The 22,249-nt window shown below is 60.2% G+C and carries 21 protein-coding genes; 6 read left to right on the top strand and 15 right to left on the bottom strand.

Annotation, left to right across the window (positions count from 1 at the left end):
- Positions 1-37: 37 nt before the first annotated feature.
- The 5 genes from ACR0KJ_RS03095 to ACR0KJ_RS03075 all read right to left on the bottom strand — a co-directional run bounded on the left by ACR0KJ_RS03095 (position 38) and on the right by ACR0KJ_RS03075 (position 5,969).
- Complete coding sequence (locus tag ACR0KJ_RS03095) at positions 38-829, bottom strand: FAD binding domain-containing protein (protein WP_170630139.1); 792 nt, start codon at positions 827-829, stop codon at positions 38-40.
- A 94-nt stretch (positions 830-923) separates the two neighbouring features.
- Entirely contained in the window at positions 924-3,284 is a 2,361-nt protein-coding gene (locus ACR0KJ_RS03090) for a xanthine dehydrogenase family protein molybdopterin-binding subunit (RefSeq protein ID WP_480625951.1), read from the bottom strand.
- A 79-nt stretch (positions 3,285-3,363) separates the two neighbouring features.
- Entirely contained in the window at positions 3,364-3,849 is a 486-nt protein-coding gene (locus tag ACR0KJ_RS03085) for a (2Fe-2S)-binding protein (protein WP_480625950.1), read from the bottom strand.
- A gap of 153 nt (positions 3,850-4,002) precedes the next feature.
- On the bottom strand, positions 4,003-5,004 hold the full coding sequence (locus tag ACR0KJ_RS03080) for a molybdopterin-binding protein (protein ID WP_480625949.1): 1,002 nt from the start codon (positions 5,002-5,004) through the stop codon (positions 4,003-4,005).
- Complete coding sequence (locus ACR0KJ_RS03075; protein WP_480625948.1) at positions 5,001-5,969, bottom strand: XdhC family protein; 969 nt, start codon at positions 5,967-5,969, stop codon at positions 5,001-5,003. Before ACR0KJ_RS03075 ends, ACR0KJ_RS03080 begins: the two co-directional genes overlap by 4 nt.
- A gap of 219 nt (positions 5,970-6,188) precedes the next feature.
- Here ACR0KJ_RS03075 and ACR0KJ_RS03070 point away from each other — a divergent pair, with 219 nt between their 5' ends.
- On the top strand, positions 6,189-6,689 hold the full coding sequence (locus ACR0KJ_RS03070) for a hypothetical protein (protein WP_480625947.1): 501 nt from the start codon (positions 6,189-6,191) through the stop codon (positions 6,687-6,689).
- Positions 6,690-6,692: 3 nt separating this feature from the next.
- On the opposite strand, the gene ACR0KJ_RS03065 is transcribed toward ACR0KJ_RS03070, so the two are convergent.
- Both ACR0KJ_RS03065 and ACR0KJ_RS03060 read right to left on the bottom strand, forming a co-directional pair.
- The gene (locus tag ACR0KJ_RS03065; protein ID WP_480581409.1) at positions 6,693-7,949 is read right to left on the bottom strand and encodes a vWA domain-containing protein; all 1,257 of its coding nucleotides are present in this window, start codon (positions 7,947-7,949) and stop codon (positions 6,693-6,695) included.
- Positions 7,950-8,007: 58 nt separating this feature from the next.
- The gene (locus ACR0KJ_RS03060) at positions 8,008-8,916 is read right to left on the bottom strand and encodes an AAA family ATPase (protein WP_170621723.1); all 909 of its coding nucleotides are present in this window, start codon (positions 8,914-8,916) and stop codon (positions 8,008-8,010) included.
- A gap of 133 nt (positions 8,917-9,049) precedes the next feature.
- On the opposite strand from ACR0KJ_RS03060, the gene pyrC reads away from it, so the two are divergent.
- Positions 9,050-10,087, top strand: a complete 1,038-nt coding sequence (gene pyrC / locus ACR0KJ_RS03055; RefSeq protein WP_170451124.1) for a dihydroorotase — start codon at positions 9,050-9,052, stop codon at positions 10,085-10,087.
- Here pyrC and ACR0KJ_RS03050 read toward each other — a convergent pair.
- On the bottom strand, positions 10,084-11,379 hold the full coding sequence (locus ACR0KJ_RS03050) for an MmgE/PrpD family protein (RefSeq protein ID WP_170451126.1): 1,296 nt from the start codon (positions 11,377-11,379) through the stop codon (positions 10,084-10,086). The two genes, pyrC and ACR0KJ_RS03050, sit on opposite strands and share 4 nt — an antisense overlap.
- A 38-nt stretch (positions 11,380-11,417) precedes the next feature.
- Entirely contained in the window at positions 11,418-11,864 is a 447-nt protein-coding gene (locus tag ACR0KJ_RS03045; RefSeq protein ID WP_170451128.1) for a type II toxin-antitoxin system RatA family toxin, read from the bottom strand.
- A 73-nt stretch (positions 11,865-11,937) separates the two neighbouring features.
- Between ACR0KJ_RS03045 and hpt the strand changes: the two genes are divergently transcribed.
- On the top strand, positions 11,938-12,483 hold the full coding sequence (hpt, locus tag ACR0KJ_RS03040) for a hypoxanthine phosphoribosyltransferase (RefSeq protein ID WP_170451130.1): 546 nt from the start codon (positions 11,938-11,940) through the stop codon (positions 12,481-12,483).
- 9 nt (positions 12,484-12,492) lie between these two features.
- Here hpt and ACR0KJ_RS03035 read toward each other — a convergent pair whose 3' ends face one another.
- Positions 12,493-13,635 (bottom strand): amidohydrolase, encoded by a 1,143-nt coding sequence (locus ACR0KJ_RS03035; protein WP_480625946.1) that lies wholly within the window; start codon positions 13,633-13,635, stop codon positions 12,493-12,495.
- The gene (lipA, locus tag ACR0KJ_RS03030) at positions 13,632-14,582 is read right to left on the bottom strand and encodes a lipoyl synthase (RefSeq protein ID WP_170518239.1); all 951 of its coding nucleotides are present in this window, start codon (positions 14,580-14,582) and stop codon (positions 13,632-13,634) included. Before lipA ends, ACR0KJ_RS03035 begins: the two co-directional genes overlap by 4 nt.
- A gap of 261 nt (positions 14,583-14,843) precedes the next feature.
- On the opposite strand from lipA, the gene ACR0KJ_RS03025 reads away from it, so the two are divergent.
- Positions 14,844-15,392, top strand: coding sequence for a peroxiredoxin (locus tag ACR0KJ_RS03025; RefSeq protein WP_170451137.1), 549 nt, complete (start codon positions 14,844-14,846; stop codon positions 15,390-15,392).
- 47 nt (positions 15,393-15,439) lie between these two features.
- Here ACR0KJ_RS03025 and ACR0KJ_RS03020 read toward each other — a convergent pair whose 3' ends face one another.
- Complete coding sequence (locus ACR0KJ_RS03020; protein WP_170451139.1) at positions 15,440-16,363, bottom strand: LysR substrate-binding domain-containing protein; 924 nt, start codon at positions 16,361-16,363, stop codon at positions 15,440-15,442.
- A gap of 50 nt (positions 16,364-16,413) precedes the next feature.
- A complete protein-coding gene (locus ACR0KJ_RS03015) occupies positions 16,414-17,484 on the bottom strand; it encodes a DUF6456 domain-containing protein (RefSeq protein ID WP_170453065.1) in 1,071 nt (356 codons plus the stop codon).
- Between the two features lie 240 nt (positions 17,485-17,724).
- Here ACR0KJ_RS03015 and ACR0KJ_RS03010 point away from each other — a divergent pair, with 240 nt between their 5' ends.
- Positions 17,725-18,024 carry a DUF6477 family protein gene (locus ACR0KJ_RS03010; protein ID WP_170518233.1) on the top strand — a complete coding sequence of 100 codons (300 nt, stop codon included), beginning with the start codon at positions 17,725-17,727 and terminating at the stop codon, positions 18,022-18,024.
- On the opposite strand, the gene ACR0KJ_RS03005 is transcribed toward ACR0KJ_RS03010, so the two are convergent.
- The gene (locus ACR0KJ_RS03005) at positions 18,025-19,569 is read right to left on the bottom strand and encodes a trimethylamine methyltransferase family protein (protein ID WP_170518230.1); all 1,545 of its coding nucleotides are present in this window, start codon (positions 19,567-19,569) and stop codon (positions 18,025-18,027) included. It abuts the gene before it with no gap.
- Positions 19,570-19,702: 133 nt separating this feature from the next.
- Positions 19,703-20,398: an MgtC/SapB family protein gene (locus ACR0KJ_RS03000; protein WP_170518227.1), complete on the bottom strand. Its 696-nt coding sequence runs from the start codon at positions 20,396-20,398 to the stop codon at positions 19,703-19,705.
- A gap of 158 nt (positions 20,399-20,556) precedes the next feature.
- Between ACR0KJ_RS03000 and guaA the strand changes: the two genes are divergently transcribed.
- The gene (gene guaA, locus ACR0KJ_RS02995; protein ID WP_480625945.1) at positions 20,557-22,116 is read left to right on the top strand and encodes a glutamine-hydrolyzing GMP synthase; all 1,560 of its coding nucleotides are present in this window, start codon (positions 20,557-20,559) and stop codon (positions 22,114-22,116) included.
- Positions 22,117-22,249 lie beyond the last annotated feature (133 nt).

Below are 22,249 nucleotides of genomic sequence, written 5' to 3'. Positions count from 1 at the left end.
CGCACGGTCCGGGGCTTTCCAGAAAAACCTGCCTGCTTCACATACAGGCTTCAACGGCGCGCTTGGTCATTACTCCAACCAGATGCGCCCGGTATTCCTTGCTGCCATGCAGATCGGCAATCATGTTCATCGGGTTGACCTTCAGATCCATCAACGCATCAGGACGGAACGCAGTGTTCAGCGCCGCCTCGGCCTCGGACCACCGGAACACACCGTCCTCGCTGGCCCCCGTTACGGCAACACGGACACCATCCGAGAACCGCGCCACAAACACACCGACCAGGGCAAAGCGCGAGGCAGGTTGCAGGAACTTCTGATAACTCGCCGCCTGCGGCACCGGGAACCGGACCGATGTGATGATCTCACCCTCATCCAGCGCCGTGCTGAACATACCGTCAAAGAAATCATCCGCCCCGATCTGGCGCGTATTGGTCACGACCGTCGCGCCCGATCCCAGCACACCTGCCGGATAACACGCCGCCGGGTCATTATTGGCGATGGACCCGCCAAGGGTACCGCGATTACGCACCGCCGGATCACCGATCTGACCCGCCAGCGCCGCCAATGCCGGATAGTTGCCCGCAGCCTCGCGCGCCACCACCGCGTGTGGTGTCGCCCCGCCAATAGCGACCGAGCCGTCATCCTCGATGCACACCCCCTGCATCTCTGCAATCCCGCTCATCGACACCAGTTTCGACGGCGCAGCCAACCGCTGCTTGAGAGTCGGAATCAGCGTCTGCCCACCCCCCAGCGCCTGCGCATCTTCAGACCCTAACGCAGCAACCGCATCAGCGATGGTCGAGGGCTTCTCAAACTCGAAATTGTACATTTCGTCTTCCTTTCCGAAAGGCGCTGATCCGCCCTTCATCTGGCTATAAATATCCCGGGGAGCGCGAGGGGCTGGCCCCTCGCACCCCAACCTCTCAGCTGTTCATCGCGGCCCAAACGCGCGACGGGCTCACGGGCATGTCGATGTGATCGACCGCCTTGCCGCCCGAATTCAGCGCATCCAGCACCGCATTGACCACCGCAGGCGGAGAGCCAATCGCCCCAGCCTCACCACAGCCTTTCACCCCCAGTGGGTTATGCGTGCACGGCGTCTGGCTGGAATGATCCACGCCATAGAACGGCACGTCATCGGCGCGTGGCATAGCGTAATCCATGAAAGACGCGCTCAGCAGTTGCCCGTTTTCGTCATAGGCGCAGTTCTCCAGCAACGCCTGACCGATCCCCTGCCCGATCCCGCCATGAACCTGACCATCCACAATCATCGGATTGATGATGTTGCCGAAGTCATCCGCAGCGGTGAACTTTTCGATGCTGACCTGGCCGGTTTCAGGATCGACCTCAACCTCACACGCATAGGCCCCTGCCGGGAAGGTGAAGTTGGCCGGATCGTAAAACGCAGTCTCTTCCAGCCCGGGCTCCACCTCCAGCGGATAGTTATGCGGCACGTAGGCGGTCAGGGTCACATCACCCCAGGCCACCGACTTGTCGGTGCCTGCCACGCTGAACTGACCGTCCTTCAGCTCAATATCAGCCTCAGACGCTTCCAGCAGATGGGCGGCGATCTTCTTGGCCTTCTCGATCACCTTCTCGGTCGCCTTGACCATGGCCGAGCCACAGACCGCCAGAGACCGAGACCCATAGGTCCCCATCCCAAACGGGATCTTCGAGGTGTCACCATGCACAATCTCGACCATCGACTCGTCGATGCCGATCATGTCGGCCACAACCTGCGGGAAAGCGGTCTCGTGCCCCTGCCCGTGGCTATGTGCGCCGACCATGACGCTGATCGAACCGGTGGCATTCACCCGCACCGTCGCCGCATCATAGAGACCCGCGCGGGCCCCCAGCATGCCAACGATGTTCGAGGGTGCAATCCCGCAGGCTTCGATATAGCAGTTGATGCCCAGACCCCGAAGCTTGCCATTGGCTTCACTGGCCGACCGGCGCGCGGCAAAGCCTGCCAGATCGGCGGCGGCCTCCAACTTGTCCATGGTCCCGTTGTAGTTGCCGGTGTCATAGGTCAGCGCCACCGGCGTGTCATAGGGGAACTGGGTGATGAAGTTCTGACGGCGCAGGGCAATCGGATCGACGCCCAACTCACGCGCGGCCTTGTCCACCACACGTTCCAACTGGAACGTCGCCTCGGGTCGGCCCGCACCGCGATAGGCATCCACCGGAACCGTATTGGTGAACATCGCCTTCACGTTCACCTGAATGACCGGCGTCTTGTAGTTGCCCGCCATCAACGTGCCGTGCAGCCATGTGGGCACGGAACTTGAGAAGGTCGACAGATATGCCCCCAGATTCGCAAAGGTATTCGTGCGCAAACCGATGAAGTTATTGTCGGCATCCAGCGCCAGCTCGATGGTACTGACATGATCGCGACCATGAGCATCCGACATGAACGCCTCGGACCGGCTGGACGACCATTTGACCGGACGGCCGCAAGCTTTGGCGGCAAAGGTCACGAATGCCTCTTCCGCATAGTGGAAGATCTTGGTGCCGAAACCACCGCCCACATCCGGCGCGACCACGCGGACCTTGTGTTCAGGCAGGCCCAGAACAAAGGCGCACATCAGCAGGCGGATCACATGCGGGTTCTGCGAGGTGGTATAAAGCGTATATTCCTCGGTCGCCCGAGCGTATTCGGCGACAGCGACGCGCGGCTCCATCGGGTTAGCAACCAATCGGTTGTTCACCAGATCCAGAGTGGTCACATGCGCCGCGTTGGCAAACACCTCATTGACCTTGGCATCGTCGGCCTCACCCAGTTGCCAGTCATAGCAGATGTTGTTTTTGAGATCGTCATGGACCAACGTCGCGCCATCCTGTGCGGCGGCCTTCATGTCGATCACGGCGGGCAGTTCTTCGATATCGACCTCAATCGCCTCGGCGGCGTCGCGGGCCTGTTCCAGACTATCGGCCACAACGGCGGCAATCGGATCACCCACATGGCGCACCTTGCCTTGTGCCAGAATGGGGTGCGGAGGTTCCTGCATGGGCGCGCCGTGCTTGTCGGTCACTTCCCAGCCGCAGGGCATCCCGCCCACGCCTTCGAAGTCCTTGCCGGTGAAAACCTTGACCACACCCGGCATCCCCTCGACCGCCGAAGTATCGACGGATTTGATCCGCCCATGCGCGATGTCGGAACGCAGGAAATGCACATAGGCCTGGCCATGTACGTTGATGTCGTCGGTGTAATTGCCTGCTCCGGTCAAAAAGCGCACGTCCTCGCGGCGCTTGGAACTGGCTCCGATGCCACTGTCTTTGGGCATTGCTTGTTCTCCTCCCATAAACGGATGCGGAAGCATCCTCTGTCATCCCACGGGCGTCTCCCTTACGCCCGCAGTGGCATCATTCGGCAGCGATGCTGCTGGCGTCCTGACCCGAAGCGGCCATGATCGCCTTGACGATGTTGTGGTATCCGGTGCAGCGGCACAGGTTGCCTTCCAGATACTTGCGGATCTCGGCCTCGGTCGGGCGCGGATTGTCTTTCAGCAGGGCCGCGGCACTCATCACCATGCCCGGTGTGCAGAACCCGCATTGCAGCCCGTGGTGATCCTGAAATGCCTGCTGCATGACATTCAGCGACCCGTCCGGATTGGCCTGACCTTCGATGGTACCCACGTCGGCCCCATCAGCCTCAAGCGCCAGCATGTTGCAGGATTTGACCGCCTCACCATTCACATGCACCACACAGGCGCCGCATTGGGCCGTATCGCAGCCTACATGTGTGCCCGTCAGCGACAGGTGGTCGCGCAGAAAGCTGGACAGCAGGGTCCGGCCTTCGACGTCACCGCTAACGGATTTACCGTTCACGGTCATTGAGACCTGTGTCATGAGTTCCTCCCAGTTTTGATTTTCTCCCTTGCGACCGAGTTAAACACGGGAATTTTCGTTTGAGAACAAAAATCTTGTCGCGTTCAACGCCCCAAGCGTCGCTTAACACTCATAACCTAAAGTGGCGGGGATAGAGGTCAAAATGCCGTAGCGTCACGGCCTGCGCTGGGCGCGCGGCTGAGGTCGTGTCGGGATTTCCTTGAGCAATCCGCCCACACCCATGGCCGCAATATCCGCGCCTGTGGTCTCGACACCGCAGGCAACGCGGGACAGAACCCAATCCGCGCCGTTCAAAGCAGGCGAGCGTGCGCAACCCGGCAGGCCGATAACGGGCCGATCCCCCATCGCGCCCAGAAACAGCAGGTTGCCGGGATCGACCGGCATACCGAACCGATCCACCGCCCCACCCGCTGCCCGCACAGCCGAAGGTGCCACATCATCCACATCCGAGGTGGCCGAGGCGGTCAGGATCATCAGAACGTCGCCCTGCGTTCCGGCAATGGCCTTCGCAAGGGGATCGGTGTCATGCGCGACGATCTGCACGTCGCACAACTCCATCCCCAACAGTTCGACCCGCCCCCGCATGGCCGCGATGCCTTTTTCGTTCGGTGGTCCGCCGGGAATATCCGTCACGATCAGACCAGCGGTCTTGTGAACCGGCGCAATCAGTTGAATTGCGCTTTGCGCAAGGCTTGCTGCGCGCTGAACGTCTACTTCGGGCACGGCGTAGGAAATCACCTTGATCGTCGCGACCATTCCGCCATCGCTCATCTGCTGATGCTGCGGAACAGTGGCGACGGTGATCATTGGGTTGACCTGATTGAACTGCTCCAGCGCGGCCACGTCCAGCCCCACGACGCCCGGCCCGTTGGCCAGCAAGTTGACGCGCCCCGTAAATGCTTCGGTCACGCGCAGGTTCGCCGCCGACGGGTCAGGTACCAAAGCCTTGGCCAACAGCGTAGCCGCCTCGTCCTCGTGACAGTCGCCGGGTTCCAGACGGGCCACGACAATTTCGGTCAAACCGGCCTGTGTCAGTTGTGCGATGTGATCTTCGGTCAGTCTCAGGCCCTTGCGCAGCTTACCGTCCGCGGCCATGACCGAATGCGCCAGAATCGCCCCGCTTGCATCGGCTACGGGCACCGGGCCAAACTTCATGCTTTGCCTCGCAGAACAGCCGTCATCTGAGCCAGGATCGCAACGGCAATTTCCGAAGGATCAGCGGCCCCGATGTCCAGACCAATTGGCCCGTGTATTCTGCCGATCTGCGCATCGGTAAACCCGGCAGCAACCATACGCTCGACCCGTTTGGCATGGGTTCGCTTTGACCCCAGCGCGCCGATGTAGAACACGTCCGCCTCCAACGCGGCTTGCAGCGCGGGGTCGTCCAGCTTGGGGTCATGGGTCAGCAGAACAACCGCTGTGCGCGTGTCCAGTCCCAGTTTCAAAACGGCTTCGTCCGGCCAATCGGTGAGAATCTTTTCACCGGGAAAACGCGCATCCGACGCGAAGGCATCGCGCGGGTCCACGATGGCCGGGTCATATCCCGCAATCCGCGCCATTGGCACCAGAGCCTGCGCGATGTGAACCGCACCGACGACGATCAGGCGCAACGGCGGGTTATGGACGGCGACAAAGGTCTCTCCATCCTCTTCAAACCCTGACCGGTCCATGCGCAGTCGGTCGGGGTATTTGTTGCGCCTCAGGGCGCGGTGGCCGCTGTTAATATTGACCTCATAAGCCAGCGGCTCGCGCGCCGCCCGCGCGGCGACCAGTTCGGCCAGCATCGATTCAGGCAGGACGCGGCCAACCGGCTCAACCAGAACCCGGATGGTGCCGCCACAAGCCAGACCCACGGCAAAGGCGTCTTCGTCGCTGACGCCAAACTCCAGCAATCGCGCCTCGCCCTCATCAATGGCTTCCAGCGCCTCGACGATCACCGCGCCTTCGACGCACCCGCCGGACACGGACCCTTCGATCCGCCCATCACCGCCAATCACCAACTGAGCGCCCACCCGGCGCGGTGCACTGCCCCAGGTCTCGACCACCGTCGCCAGGGCCGCACCGCGCCCTTTGCGGTGCCAGTCCAAAGCGGTTTCCGGGCTGTTGTCGAATCGCTCCATCGAAGCCTCCTGAGGTCATCGGACTCAACATAGTCAGGAAAAGCGGGAAGAAAAGCATGTGGGGGCGGTCCCCGCTCAAGGACGAGGTCGCTTGGGGGCAAAGGTTCCTTCGTATTCACATAAGCAAAGCATTGATTGTCTGCGCCCGTGCTTTTAGCCTGCAGCTACCTTCGGGGCCTATCCCGGATGTGCCCCCATTTTCAAAACGGAGACAGAGAGTTGAAACGCATTCTTACACTCGGCGCAGCCATTGGGCTGTTGGCGTCAACCGCAGCCTGGGCTGATACATTTGAACGCTATGGCGAGGTCGAAGGCTGGAAGGTTTTCATCGACAATGAAAAGAAATCCTGCCTGATCGAGGCGATTGATGACTCGGAGAACGTGGTTCAGATGGGCCTGACAGAGGATCGCGGCGTGGGCTATGTCGGCGTTTTCACCAAGGCCGAAACGGACATCAAACGCGGTGAGAAGGAAGAGGTGGCAATCATTCTGGGCGACAACCTGTATCTGGGTGAGGCCACAGGGATGAAGGGAAACATCACCAAGGGGTATTCAGGCGGCTACGTGCTGTCGGACGATCCGCAATTCGCGGAAGATCTGGCCAAACAGAAGGTCATGATCGTGTTCCCGGAAAAATCCTTTGGATTCACCGTCGATTTGACCGGCACTTACAAAGCCATCGAAATGGCGCGCGAGTGCAATGAAAAACAGCTGGGCTGACGCTTAGCCGGAAAGCGCGGAGATCAGCCGCGCTTTCTCTCCCACATCCTGTGGTTCCGAAATGACGGTCGCCAGATCTTCGAGCGATGCAATCGAGTGACCGGCGCGGAAGCTGTCCACATGCGGCAGCATGGCAGCCACGCCCTGCGCCTTGGGCGCGAACCCATCCCATCGCAGCAACGGATTGAGCCAGATCAGACGGCGCGCCGACAGGTGCAGACGTTCGGTTTCCTTCGCCAAGGCGTCCGGGTCGCCACGATCCAGCCCGTCCGAGATCAGCAGAACAACGGCACCCTGCCCCATCACGCGCCGCGACCAGTCACGATTGAACGCGTGCAGACAGTCCCCGATCCGTGTGCCGCCCTCCCAATCCTGCGCCTCGGCCCCAGCAGCGGCCAAAGCGGCATCCACATCGCGTTGATGCAGATGGCGAGTAATATTGGTCAGTCGTGTGCCGAAGGTGAAAGCGTGGACCTTGGCCCATCCGGCGCCCTTGGCGTTCGAGACGGTGTGCAGGAAATGCAGGATCAGGCGGCTGTATTGGCTCATTGAACCCGAGATGTCGCAAAGAACCACAAGATTGGGCCAGCGTGGCCTAGGTTTTTGCAGCGCAATGTCCCGTATCTCACCACCCTGACGCATGGCTGCGCGCAGGGTTTTGGCGCGGTCGATGCGGTGGCCCAGAGGGTTGGCCTGCGCCCGCCTGCTGGCAATCGAATGAACCGGCAAGGTAAGACGCGCCAGAAGGCGTTTGGCCTGTGCGATTTCATCCGTGCTCATCTGCTCAAAATCCAGACTGCGCAGGCGTTCTTCGGAAGACGCGGTTTGCGAGGCGTCAATGTCGAGCTCGGTCTCGCCTTCATCTTCCGCAGGCTCGGGCAGATCACGTTCAACCCCGTCCAGCAGCGCCTCGGCTGCGCGCTTTTCGGCAGCGTCTGCTTTACGTTCTTCCTGCACGCCCCGAATGGCGGGCAGCATCATGGACATCATGTGTTCCAGATAACGCGGGTCGCGCCAGTAGAGGCGGAAAACCTGTGCAAAGACGGTGCGATGTTCAGGTCGGTTCACGAAACAGGCGTGCAGGGTCCAGTAGAAATCCTGCCTTTGCGTGAAACCCGCCGCCTGCACGGCGCGTATGGCATCCACCACCCGACCTGTCCCGATGGGCAGTCCCGCCTTGCGCAGCGCGCGGGCGAAATGGGTGATGTTTTGCGCCAGTTTCGGATCTGCGGGGGTGTCGAGCGTAAGGTGTTCGGCCATTACCTTTCATGGGGGCTCTGCCCCCATACCCCCGAGGTATTTTTGAACAGAAGAAGCATCAGGCGGGTTCGAGGTCGGCTTTTGCCTCATCCAGAATGCGTTTGGCTTCAGAGCCTTGCAGTTTCTGGATGTCGTCCTGGTATTTCAGGATCGCGCCGAGCGTGTCGCCGATGACCTCGGGGCTGAGGTTGATAACGTCCAGCGCCAGCAGGCATTTGGCCCAGTCGATGGTTTCGGCCACGCCGGGCTTTTTGAACAGGTCTTCTGTGCGCAGGCGTTGAACAAAGGCGACAACCTCGCGGCTGAGTGTCTCGGCGGCTTCGGGGGCGCGGGCGTGCAGGATTTCGATTTCGCGGTTGAAATCGGGGTAGTCGACCCAGTGGTAGAGGCAGCGGCGTTTGAGGGCGTCATGCACCTCGCGCGTGCGGTTCGAGGTGACGATGACGATGGGTGGCTCGGGCGCATGGACGGTGCCGAGTTCCGGGATTGTGACCTGAAAATCGCTGAGCGCTTCCAGCAGGAACGCCTCAAAAGGTTCATCGGTGCGGTCGAGTTCGTCAATGAGCAGCACCGGCGCGCCGTGCTCATCAGGTCGCATGGCTTGCAGCAAAGGGCGTTCGATCAGGTAATCGTCCGAGAACAGCTCGGTTTGCAGGGCTGTTCGGTCCGCACCGCCAGCGGCCTCAGCCGTGCGGATGGCAACCATTTGCGCCGGGAAGTTCCATTCATAGACGGCTGAGGAGGCATCCAGCCCTTCATAACACTGCAGGCGGATCAGGCGGCGCCCCAAACCCGCGGCCAGTGCCTTTGCGATTTCGGTCTTTCCAACGCCTGCCTCACCTTCCAGAAACAGCGGGCGGCCCAGCTTGAGCGCCAGAAAAACCACCGTCGCCAATGCCCGGCCGCACACGTAACCTTGCGCGCCCAGTGTTTGCTGAACGGCATCAATGGAACTTGGTTGGGTCATGCATGTTCTCCTTGCGGCCTAACAGGTCATGGGCCGGGGTCTTCGTCAAGCCTGCGGTGGGGGAAGAGGTACGGCGATCCTGCGCGCTGACAAGGTCTTTTCCGGCGGCGGGGTCTGTGCTAGCGGGTGCGTCATGACCGATAGCATCACGATCCGCCGCCCCGACGACTGGCACCTGCATCTGCGCGATGGCGCGATGCTGCAGGCCGTTCTGCCCGAAACCGCACGCCATTTTGGCCGTGCGATCATCATGCCCAATCTGGTGCCCCCGGTGGTGACCGGTGCCCATGCCGCCGCCTATCGCGAGCGCATCATGGCCGCGCTGCCCGAGGGGATATCCTTTGAACCACTGATGACCCTGTACCTGACCGAGGATACGGACCCGGACGATCTGGCCGCTGCCCATGCAAGCGGGCTGGTCAAGGCGGTCAAGTTGTATCCGGCGGGGGCCACGACGAATTCGCATTCCGGCGTGCGGAATTTCGACAATGTGCGCCCTGTGCTGGAACGCATGGCCGAGATTGGCCTGCCCCTGTGTGTGCATGGTGAAGTGACAGATGCCGAGATCGACATTTTCGACCGCGAGGCGGTGTTCATCGACCGCGTTCTGGACCCGATCCGCAAGTCCACGCCGGGCCTGCGGGTGGTGATGGAGCATATTACGACCCGTGACGGTGTTCAGTACGTCAAAGCCAACGACACCGATCTGGGCGCAACAATCACGGCGCATCACCTGATCATCAACCGCAACCACATTCTGGTTGGCGGGATCAAACCGCATTACTACTGCCTGCCCGTCGCCAAGCGCGAGGAGCATCGGTTAGAGCTGCTGAAAGCCGCGACCTCGGGTGATCCACGCTATTTCCTGGGCACCGACAGCGCGCCTCATACCGATGACAACAAGGAAATGGCCTGTGGGTGCGCGGGGTGCTTCACGGCGACCAACACCATGTCGCTGGTGGCCGAGATGTTCGACCGCGAAGGGGCGTTGGACAAGCTGGAAGGGTTCGTTTCCCTGAACGGGCCTGCCTTCTATGGCCTGCCTGTGAACGAAGGTTCGATCACGCTGACCAAAGGCGAACCGGTCGAATACCCCGACAAGATCGAAACCGGAGATGGCCCGGTAACCGTGTTCGACCCCGGTTTTCCCCTGCACTGGCGCGTGGACTAACCCGCCAGTTTTGCAGCCAGATCGCGGGCGCGACCACCGGTGCGCAGCATCGACCAGATCGCGTCCGCCTCAATCCCTCCGATCAGTTTCGAGGCTTTGGCACGTACCCGGTCTTCCCGGTCGGACAGAGACATTGGGGTCATGAGGTCATAGGTTGCCTCGCGCCGCGCCCCGTCGCGCCGCAGCAAGGTCAGGCGAGCCTCAGTTTCGGAAAGGGAGTCATCCGCTTCGACAGTGATACGATCTTGCAGCGACCGGATGCGCGGGTCGGCACAGACCTTCTCAGAGTAGCTGCCCGGTAACGCGGTGTCATATCCCAACGCCTGCATTGCAATCACCGTGCGATACGAGAATTTCGCGCCCAATCCGGTGGTCGGAGATATCTGGTTACACACGCTCATCCAGCGCGGGTGGGTTATTACCTTGATCTCGGCCACTTCGGGTTCGGCGATATCCAAAGAAAGCGCCGCCTCTAGCGCCGCGTGCAACCCATGGCAGCAGGCGTGGAACTTGTGGCTGACGGATTCGAAGAGCCATTCGTCGCCCAACCCATCCAGAGCGGCCGCAGCATCCGCAGCCCCCTGATGCGTCGCGCCAAAGCCATAGGGCCCTTCCAGCGCGTCCGCGTTGGGTTCAAATCCGCGCTTGACCAGCAGCGCCGCCTCAACCCCATTCGAGGCTGCCAAACCCGCGTTGTAAGGCTTGCCCATCGTGCCGAACTGAGCCTTCAGACCCGCCGAACGGGTCGCCGTCAGGCCCAGCACCTGACGCATCTGATCGGCGTCGAACTGTAACAGACGCCCCACCGCCACCGCCGCCCCAAAGGCCCCGGCCGTTGCCGTTTGGTGAAACCCGGCCTGATAGTGGCCGCGCCCCAGCCACAGGCCGATGCGGATCGAGACCTCCATCCCGATCAGGGCCGCTTCGAGGAAGTCCACAAGAATACGATCATCCCATTCCGACACCGCCAGCGCTGCAGGCAGAACCGCGACCGAAGGGTGGCCGATATGGGCGAAATGGGTGTCGTCATAATCCAAGGCATGGGACACCGTACCATTGACCAGAGCCGCCGCGCGAAGGGGCGCGCGCGCCCCGCCGAACATATGCGCCTGGGCGGTGCCCCCCTCCTCTAGCACCATATCCCGAACGGTATTGGATACTGGTTCATCCGCCCCGGCGCGGCCAACGGCGACCCAATCCAGAACAGATAGCGACGTGACAATCCGTGCCTGCGCAGTGGTCGAGATCGGGCCCGCGGCAAAAGCCGCCAATGCTGATGTGAAATCTGACATGAGGTGCAGTCTAACGTGCGCCGTTCGTTGGTAAAGCCTTAGCTGTAAAGCTCGGCGGCACGAGCCTCAAACGCGCGAACGATGCGCTGCATGGCCTCGTTGAAGACCACGCCAATGATGCCCTGCAGGATGGCGTTCTTGAATTCGAAATCCACATGGAACGACACGTTGCAGCCCCCGTCCGGCGCGTCTTCGAACTGCCAGTCGGATTTCATGTATTTGAACGGACCGTCCAGATATTCGGTGTCGATCTTCTTCTGATCCGCGAACAGCGTCACCCGGCTGCCGAACCGTTCGCGAAACACTTTGAATGAGATGACCAGATCGGCCTCCATCACCTCGGCCTCGCCTGCCGCATAGGTCTTGCGGATACGGGCCGCTGCGCACCAGGGCAGAAACTGCGGGTATTTCGCCACATCCGCGACCAGATCATACATCTGCTGGGCGGTGTATGGCAGGTGGCGGGTTTCCGAGTGGATGGGCATGGCATTCAGGCATTTAAAGGTGACAATGGCGCGTCATGTCGTATGTTGCGCGCCAAAGATCAAGGGGGCTGCGATGACTGACCGCGCTTATGTGATAGATGAGATGATCTCGGCCAAGGCCATCGCGGCGCGGATTGAGGAGCTTTGTCGCAAGATTTCCGAGGAATTCGGCAATACCGACAAGCTGGTCGTGGTGGGCCTATTGCGGGGCAGTTTCGTCTTCATCGCCGATCTGGTGCGCGAGCTGGACCTGCCCATCGAGGTCGATTTTCTTGAGGCGTCGTCTTACGGCGATTCCATGGAGAGCAGCCGGGAAGTGCGTATTCTCAAAGACTTGCGCGGCGCAATTGAAGGGCGCGACGTATTGGTGGTCGAGGATATTGTCGACACTGGCCACACGCTGAACCACGTCACCAACCTGCTGCACAGCCGCAATCCCAAGCGTCTGAAATCCATCGCCCTGCTGGACAAACCCAGCCGACGCGAGGTTGATTTCCGCTCGGACTGGATCGGGTTTGAGATCCCGGATGAGTTTGTTGTCGGTTACGGAATTGACTACGCACAGCGCAATCGCAATTTGCCCTTTATTGGCAAGGTGCGCTTTACCGAAGACACGTAAGCGGCTGGCTTAACCCAAAACCTGACGGACCGCATTCAGAAAGATTCCGGTTCCGATCGGGATCAACGCATCGGGAAAATCGTAATCCGGGTTGTGCAACTGCGGATGATCGCGCCCGGCCCCGAGCCAGAACATCGCGGTCTTCGCGTCTTTGCCGAATTGGCCGAAATCCTCGGAAAACCGCTGTGGTGCGTTGGTCCGTTTACACGCAACGTTTTGGGCGGCGCAGGCTTGGGCCAAAATCTCCACCGCATCCGAATGATTGGTGCAGGCGTCGAAAACGTCTTCGTAAGTGATCGTGGCACCCAGCCCCTCGGACTGCGAGACCTGCTGCACCAGGGTCTCGGCATCCGCAATCAGTTTGGACATCCGGTCGTCGGATACCGTTCGCAGCGTCACCCAAAGCTCGGCCTGTCCGGGGGCGACGCCGAATGTCTGTTCGCCCAAACTGGCATGGGTGATCGTGGTCAGAGCGTAATCCGCGTTCAGCGCGCCACCACCGCCAAGCGCCGTCAGCGCCGGGATCAAAGCCGCCAACGCGCCCGCCGGAGAGACCCCGTCCTGAGGCGCGGCCGCGTGCGACGTCTTACCCGTCAACGCAATACGCATCCCGCGTGACGCGCAATTGGCGGGGCCTTTACACAGCTCGACCGCGCCAAGTTGCAAACCCGGAAGATTATGCAGCGAAAACACGAAATCAGGTGCGATTTCAGCGAATTGAGGATCGGCGCGGAAGGCTGTGGCCCCCTGCCCGGTTTCCTCGGCAGGCTGGAAGATCAAAACAACGCGACCTCGTTCGGGGCGCTGTTTCTGCAACGCCAGCGCCACGCCCAACACCATCGACATATGGCCGTCATGCCCGCACAGATGCCCCCGGCCCGGTCTCTGCGAGACGTAAGGAACATCCGAGAGTTCCTGAATCGGTAACCCATCCAGCTCACACCGAATACCAACGCATGGCCCGTCCTGACCGCTGTCGAACACAGCGGCGACGCCGTGCCCACCAAGCCCGGTCAACACGCAATCCGCGCCGATGCCGCGCAATTCATCCGCAATCCGGGCGGCGGTCTCGTGCTCGGCTCCGGACAGTTCGGGCTGTTTGTGCAAGCCATGGCGCAACCCAATCAGCCGCGCCAGCGTGTCAGGTGTCACGCCTGCCCCAGCTTCTCTTGCCGGGCGGCGCGCAGGCGGGCGAAATCATCGCCTGCGTGATAGGACGACCGGGTCAACGGCGTGGCCGAGACCATCAGGAACCCTTTGCCATAGGCCGCTTTTTCGTACGACTCGAACTCTTCTGGCGTGACAAACCGGTCCACCGCGTGGTGCTTGGGCGTCGGTTGCAGATACTGACCGATGGTCAGGAAATCGATATCGGCGGCGCGCATGTCGTCCATCACCTGACCGACCGACTGTTTGTCTTCGCCCAGACCCACCATGATGCCGGACTTGGTGAAGATCGACGGGTCCAGTTCTTTCACCCGCTGCAACAGGCGCAGCGAATGGAAATACCGCGCGCCGGGACGGACCTCGGGGTAAAGGCCCGGTACGGTCTCAAGATTGTGGTTGAACACGTCCGGTTTCGCCTCGACAACAGTCTCAAGCACTTCGGGCGCGCATTTCAGGAAATCCGGCGTCAGAATCTCAATCGTCGTCTTGGGTGAGCGATGACGGACCGCGCGGATGGTCTGCGCAAAATGCTCGGCCCCGCCATCGGTCAGGTCATCGCGGTCCACCGAGGTAATCACCACGTGGTTCAGACCCAGTTTTTCAACCGCATGTGCCACGCGACCGGGTTCGAACACGTCCAGCGCATCGGGGCGTCCGGTGGCGATGTTGCAGAAGGTACAGCCGCGGGTACAAATCTCGCCCATGATCATCATGGTGGCGTGGCCCTGGCTCCAGCATTCGCCTACATTCGGGCACCCGGCCTCTTCGCAGACGGTGACCAGATTGTTTTCACGCATGATCTTATGCGTGTCGGCATAGCCTTTCCCGCCGGGCGCCTTGACCCTGATCCATTTCGGCTTCTTGGGCTGTGCATTGTCCGGGCGATGCGCCTTTTCGGGGTGACGTTGCTCGGGGATTTTCAGATCTCGCACGGGCAGTTTTCCTGACTTTGGGTCAACTTTCTGTTCTCATAACATAAAGCAGTCATAGGTGTTACGCCAGCGACGCATAGCCGCTATGCAAGCTATCCCAATAGTGCATTTTAGTTTAACCTTAAACTACATCTTTTCCATACATTTCAAAGGACAATTACAAAAGCGACGCTTTGCGCCCGCAGCATTTCTTGGATTGAAGGCATTTTAGACCTGTTTTAAATCACGCCCGGATCACATGTGAATCACAGGAGCTTGAACGTGAAAACCGGAACCAAACTGCCGCAGGTTACCTTCCACACCCGCGTCCGCGACGAGGCTGTCGAAGGCCCCAACCCCTATCGCTGGCAGGACATGACAACCGCAGATTACTTTGCGGGCAAGCGGGTCATCCTGTTCTCGCTTCCTGGCGCGTTCACGCCGACCTGTTCGACCTATCAACTGCCCGGTTTCGAAAAAGGCCACGCAGATTTCGTCGCCAAGGGTGTGGACGAGATTTACTGCATGTCGGTCAATGACAGCTTTGTCATGAACAAATGGGCGCAGGATCAGGGCCTGAAAAACGTCAAGGTCATCCCCGACGGATCCGGCGAATTCACCCGCAAGATGGGCATGCTGGTCGACAAGGACAATCTGGGCTTTGGAATGCGCTCGTGGCGCTATGCTGCGATCATCAATGACGGTGTGGTCGAGGCGTGGTTCGAAGAGCCCGGCCTGATGGATAACTGCCCTGAAGATCCCTATGGCGTGTCCTCGCCGGAAAACCTGATGCAGCACCTGCAACAGGCGGCCGAGCCTGAACTGGCCTGAAGCGCGATCCGTCTTTTCCCGATTGGCCCGCCCTTTGGCGGGCCTTTTCAGTTTCGGGTGGCGGATACGATGGATTCTCCGACCTCGCGGATAACCTCGGCCAGCCGGTCAGACCAGTCTTCATCCCCGCTGGACACGCGGCGGACCAGACCCACGGTACGGGCCGGTTGTGGCGCGCCAAAGCGGAGAAGTTTCAGGCCGGGAACTGCCTCACCCTCGGCCCGTGCGGCAAGTTCCGGGATCAGGGTCAGGCCAAACCCTTCGGCCACCAACCGCGACAGGGTCGCCAGCGAGGATGCGCCCATGTTGATCTGGCCGCTGCCCCGATCCTGACCACATACCTCAAGCGCCTGATCCGTCAGGCAATGGCCGTCTTCCAACAGCATCAATTGCGCAGATTGCAGGTCCAGCGGGCGCAGCATGTCCGGGGTTGCGGATACTTTTTCCAACCGCGCGGCGCTGCCTGCCAACAGGAACTGATCCTGAAACAAGGGCGTCTCCCTGAACTCCGACCCCGCGACAGGCAAGGCCAGAACCGCGGCGTCAATTTCTCCGGTACGCAGCAGGGTCAGCAGGTGTTCGGTTCTGGCCTCGCGGATCTGCACCCGCAGCGAGACATCGCCGGCCCTTAACCCGGCCAGAACGCCGGGCAGCAGATACGGCGCAATGGTCGGGATGATCCCGATCGACAGCGACCGATGCCCGCCTGAATGGTCGCGCGCAAACTGATCCAAACGGTCTGCCGCACCAAGGATCAGTCGCGCGCGGTCCAGAACATCCCGGCCAAGCGGTGTCAGAAGAATATCGCGCGCCTGCCGCTCGAACAGCACCCCGCCCATGGTTTCCTCAAGCGCTTTGATCTGAACGGACAAAGCAGGCTGCGATACGTTACAGACCTGCGCCGCGCGCCCAAAGTTGCGCTGCTCGGCCACGGCCTGAAAATATTGCAGCTGTCTGAGTGTGAAATTCATAACCCCTGCTTATCACCACCCAAGTGATCTGCAAGGGTTATGTATGACTTCTAACCGATCATCCGATCCCGTTCAGCCTGATCTTCATAGTGTCGTTTCAGGCGCTGCAAAGCGATGCGCAGGACGATTTTACCGGACCGCGCCGACCATCCCATACGCTTTTCCGCCAATTCCAGCCCTTCCAGATAGCAGCAACACCGCAAGGCAACATCGCTGAGACCCGGACCCAGATCAGACAAGGCCCGCGCCACCCGGTCGCGCGCATCAGAGGACCCGCGTCCGCCATGCGACTCGCTGCCGAAACTGCCCCGGCCACCGCTTGTAAGAAACCGGTCCCAATTCTGCGCCACCTGAGGGCCGATCTGCGCCAGTTCAAAATCTTCGCGCAGGCGCTCCCCTGCACTGACAAGGGTCTCGTCCAGAAAGGGTTTACCGTCCCGATCCCGACGCCGCGCCAGCGCGATCAGCGGGCTTTCTGCAGCGCTATAGCGGATGCGCCGCGCCCGGTCGCCTTGGTCCGAGGCGGCTTTGGCCTGAAACGGTGTTTGCGCTTCGGCCATACCAAATTCATTGCGCGCGCGGGCTTTGTTCTCAGCCTCGGCTACAAGACGGCTCAGCGCGGTGCGACCTGATGCCGATATCCGGTAACGCGAAATCCGCCCGGGATTGTCGCAGGTGATCCAGTCCTGCAAGGCCAGCGCCTGTGCAATCCTGCATTCGACCACGGCGGTTCGGGTCGCACCGGCCTCGCCCGTATCCCGAACCACAACTGCCTTGTCCATATCTTCGGCCACAGCAAGCACCGACCCGGTTTCGCACAAACGGCGCAGAACGCGCATGGCTTCCTGATCGAAAACGTCCTCTTCCCCCTCGTCCGGCAAGGCACGGTGGTTTTCGGAAATCGAAAAATGGGTTTCGGCCAGCGATTGCAGGGCTGCATCCACAAGCGGATCGTCACGGCGCATTTCAATGCGTCTGATCTGCCGAAGAATGGTCGACGCATGGCACCCTGCCGATCGCGCGATATCCCGTATCGATCGGCCGGTCTCGGTATGAGCAAGGTATCTCTGCGCCCCTTCAGGCACCCATGCCGGGATGGTGAAAGCCACGTTGTTTTCCATATTCATTTGCCCTCGTCGACAAAACAGACTGCCACTTTTCGCCCTCGGAATTTGAGTTAACCAAATCTAACTAGAGGTGCTTTCGTTACTCGTTCGTTAACCCCAACGGCCTGGAACCAGATTTGATTCAAAAAGATAAACAGTCGTGAAACCATCGTTCGGGGGGAGCCGAACCAAGGCAACACCCGCTTAGGTTGTGTGACAAACAGGCCGTCAAAGCTCGTACAAGGGAACACGAACATGCAGGACCTGATGACCATGATCACAACGCTTCGCCGCCCCCGACTGCTGGCACGGGCGGCCAAACACGGGGCGCAGGATTACAATCGGGACCGGCACCTGCAACGCATTCTGGGATATGGTTCGCTGCCCGGCACAGGCGCGGCCCTGATGCGGTTGCTAGAGCTTGAGAGAGAGGTAAATGAGCAACGAAAAGAAGAAGATGCTGCCTATTCTCTGGTCCGGCATCTGGATCTTCTGATTGCCCTGTTGGGCGAGGCGCAGCTGTATCAGGCCAGCCGCGCCTCGTACACTACTTGATCAGATGAAAGCGTCCGGCATAGAGGCTTTCTTTTCCGCTACATAAGCCTCAAGCGCGGCGGCTTTGTCCGGGTCCATCTGCGGCTGCTGATAGTTTGCCAGCAGATGCTCGACCCGCGCAGTTGCCAGGGCGCGCGTATCGCGGGCGCCTTCTTCCTGCCAGGTCTCGAACGGCTTGTAGTCCAGCATTTCGGTTTTCCAGAACGCGTCCTTGAAATTGGCCTGCGTATGCGCGCAACCCAGATAGTGACCGCCCGGCCCGACTTCGCGGATCGCGTCCATGGCCAGCGCGTTTTCGTCATAGGTCACGCCTTTGGCCAAGCCGTGCAGAATGCCCAGTTGATCGGCATCCATGACGAATTTCTCGAAATCAGCGACCAGACCGCCTTCAAGCCAGCCGCAGGCATGCAGCATGAAGTTCACACCCGATAGCAGACCCATGTTCAACGAGTTGGCTGTTTCATACGCCGCTTGCGCGTCCGGCAGTTTCGACCCGCAGAACGAGCCGGCCGAACGGTAAGGCAGGTTCAGACGCCGCGCCAACTGGCCCGCGCCGTAGGTAATGTGCGAGGCTTCGGGCGTTCCGAATGTCGGCGCGCCCGAGTTCATGTCGATCGAGGTCACCATCGCGCCAAAGATCGCAGGCGCGCCGGGGCGAATGATCTGGCTATAGGCGACACCGGCCAGAACCTCGGCCAGAACCTGCGTCAGCGTCCCGGCAACCGACACCGGAGCCATCGCTCCACCGACGATGAACGGAGAGATGATGCAAGCCTGATTGTTGCGTGCATAGACCTCCAGGGAGCCCATCATCACATCGTCGAATGTCATCGGCGAGTTGATGTTGGTCAACGAGGTCATCACCGTGTTTTCCTGCACGAACTCTTTGCCGAACAGAATCTCGCACATCTCAACCGAATCCTGCGCGCGGCTGGGGTCGGTCACGGATCCCATAAAGGGTTTGTCCGACAGGGTCATATGCGCCAAGAGCATATCCAGGTGACGCTTGTTCACCGGAATATCGGTCGGTTCGCACACTGTCCCGCCCGAGTGGTGCAGCCACTTGGACATATAGGCCAGTTTCACGAATTTGTTGAAGTCATCCATGGTCGCATAGCGGCGACCGCCCTGCGCGTCACGCACGAATGGCGGGCCATAGACCGGAGCAAGCACCAGATTGCGGCCGCCAATTTCGACCGATTTCTCGGGGTCGCGGGCGTGTTGCGTGAATTGGCTGGGGGCGGTCTTGATCAACTCACGCGCCAGACCGCGCGGGATGCGCACACGCTCACCATCGATATCCGCGCCCGCATCGCGCCAGCGTTCCAGCGCCGCCGGGTTGTCGACGAAGTTGACGCCGATCTCTTCCAGCACTGTTTCCGCGTTGTATTCGATGATCTCCAACGCTTCTTCGTTGAGAACTTCGAAATTCGGAATATTGCGTTCGATATACTTTGCAGTTTCGATGCGAACCGCGGTGCGCTCGGCCCGGCGGGCAGCGCCACCGCCGCCTCTCGCCCTGCGCCGGGTGTTTGCCTCTGCCATGAGAAAATCCCGTCTGAATGGTTAGATTGACCGTTTAGTTACAGGATTGAGCGTCATCGAGCATATGGTTTACGGCGCTCTGGGGGGAAAAGCGACATTGCGCTTCACATTGGCGTAGATCTGCACCGCGGCGTTACGCTTCGGAAACCGTATCCCATTCAATGCTGTCGATGCTCGGCTCAAGCATCAGAGGAGCGACAACCTTGTGCTGCAGTTCCTCGGGGTGATCTTCCATCGAGACCAGAACAGCGATTGTTCGTTTGCCTTCCACCGCATCGCCCTTTTCAAAGCCAACGATTCGAACATCGTTTTGCGCCAATGCCTTGAGAACAGCGACACGCGCATCTGCCTGCGCTTCTTCCGAGCATTGAAGAAGGATCTTGAACTCTTGCGTCAGCGGCACCCCGGCACGTGTGGTGCGCTTGAGCCATTTCACCAACGGCCTGAGCCCGAGATTCACAAAAATCACGAAACCCGTCATCATGACGGCAAACACCCAGGCCCCTGCCCCCGCCATCATTCCGACAGCAGCCGAGCACCACAGGGTAGCAGCCGTATTCAGGCCATGAATGGTGAATCCGTGCCGGAAAATGATACCGGCCCCCAGAAAGCCGATTCCCGAAACGACCTGCGCCGCAACGCGCGTCGGGCTCACCTCATCCGGAAACAGCGCCGAGAATACAACAAACGCAGCGGCACTCAGCGCGACCAGCGCATTTGTCCGCAGCCCGGCCATTCTTTGGCGGACCTGACGCTCGGACCCGATTAGCGCGCCGCAAAACAGCGCCAAAGCCAGATTCAGTGCGGCAATCTCGATGGAAATCGGCAATTTCGGTCCCTTGTTCTATTTGTATATACATCGACCCAGCCGAGTTGTCATATTTTCGTTACAAAACTTTTACAATTCCTTTTTTTTGAATCGCTGACCCCCTTTGAGAATCAGAGGTTGCTCTTGCGAAACAGGTGCGCTTGGCCTAAGGCGCGGATATGACCCAAGACACCCATGACCGCCTTCTGATCATCGACTTCGGCAGCCAGGTGACGCAGCTGATTGCCCGTCGCCTGCGTGAACTGAACGTCTATTGCGAAATCCACCCCTACCAAAATGTCACGATGGATGTGGTGCGCCAGATGGCGCCGCGCGCCGTGATCTTTTCGGGCGGCCCGGACAGCGTCACGCGCGATGGCTCGCCCCGCGCCCCGCAAGAGATTTTCGACTATGGCGTGCCGATCCTTGGTATTTGCTACGGTCAGCAGGTGATGATGCACCAGCTTGGCGGCAAGGTCGAAAGCGGCCATGGCACTGCCGAATTCGGTCGTGCCTTTGTTACACCGGAAAGCAAGCTAGACATTCTGGACGGCTGGTTCGCTGACGGCGACGAACAGGTCTGGATGAGCCACGGCGACCATGTCAGCGAAATTGCACCGGGTTTTGAGGTCTACGGCACCTCGCCCAACGCGCCCTACGCGATCACAGCAGACCCCGCGCGCCACTTCTATGCGGTGCAATTCCACCCCGAGGTGCACCACACGCCCAAAGGCGCAAAGCTGTACGAAAACTTCGTCAAGCTGGCCGGGTTCAAGGGCGATTGGACCATGGGTGCCTATCGCGAAGAGATGATCCGCAATATCCGTGAACAGGTTGGCGACAAAAAGGTCATCTGCGGTCTGTCCGGCGGCGTCGACAGCTCGGTCGCGGCGATCCTGATTCACGAGGCTATCGGCGACCAGCTGACCTGTGTCTTTGTCGATCACGGCCTGCTGCGCAAGAACGAAGCCGCCGAGGTCGTGGGCATGTTCCGCGACAACTACAACATTCAGCTGATCCACGCGGATGAAAGCGAGCTGTTCCTTGGCGAGTTGGACGGTCAGAGCGACCCGGAAACCAAACGCAAGATCATCGGCAAACTGTTCATCGACGTGTTCCAGAAACACGCCGACACCATCGATGGGGCCGAGTTCCTGGCGCAAGGAACGCTGTACCCCGACGTGATCGAATCCGTCTCGTTCTCGGGCGGGCCCTCGGTGACAATCAAGTCGCACCACAATGTCGGCGGCCTGCCGGAAAAGATGGGCCTGAAACTGGTCGAACCCCTGCGCGAATTGTTCAAGGACGAAGTCCGGGCACTGGGCCGCGAACTGGGCCTGCCAAACAGCTTCATCGGCCGCCACCCCTTCCCCGGACCGGGGCTGGCCATCCGCTGCCCGGGCGAGATCACCCGCGAAAAGCTGGAGATCCTGCGCGATGCCGATGCCATCTACATCGACCAGATCCGCAAACACGGCCTTTACGACGACATCTGGCAGGCCTTCGTTGCCATTCTGCCCGTGCGCACCGTTGGCGTTATGGGTGACGGCCGCACCTATGACTATGCCTGTGCCTTGCGCGCTGTGACCTCGGTCGATGGTATGACCGCCGATTACTATCCGTTCAGCCACGAGTTCCTGGGCGAAACCGCCACGCGAATCATCAACGAGGTCAAGGGCATCAACCGCTGCACCTATGACATCACATCAAAACCCCCCGGAACGATCGAGTGGGAATGACAGAGCATCGCAAAAGCCGGGATTGGTGATCACCATCCCGGCTTTTTTGTTTACTGGCGCTGCTTCTGCGCCGACCTTAGGTTCTTAGGACCCTGCTGAACTCAGGCGTGACCCATTGCGCGATTCAGCGCAG

The organism is Ruegeria sp. AD6 (assembly GCF_056542325.1).
The sequence above is the reverse complement of the archived record's forward strand: the minus strand, read 5'-3'. Positions and strand labels throughout refer to the sequence as shown.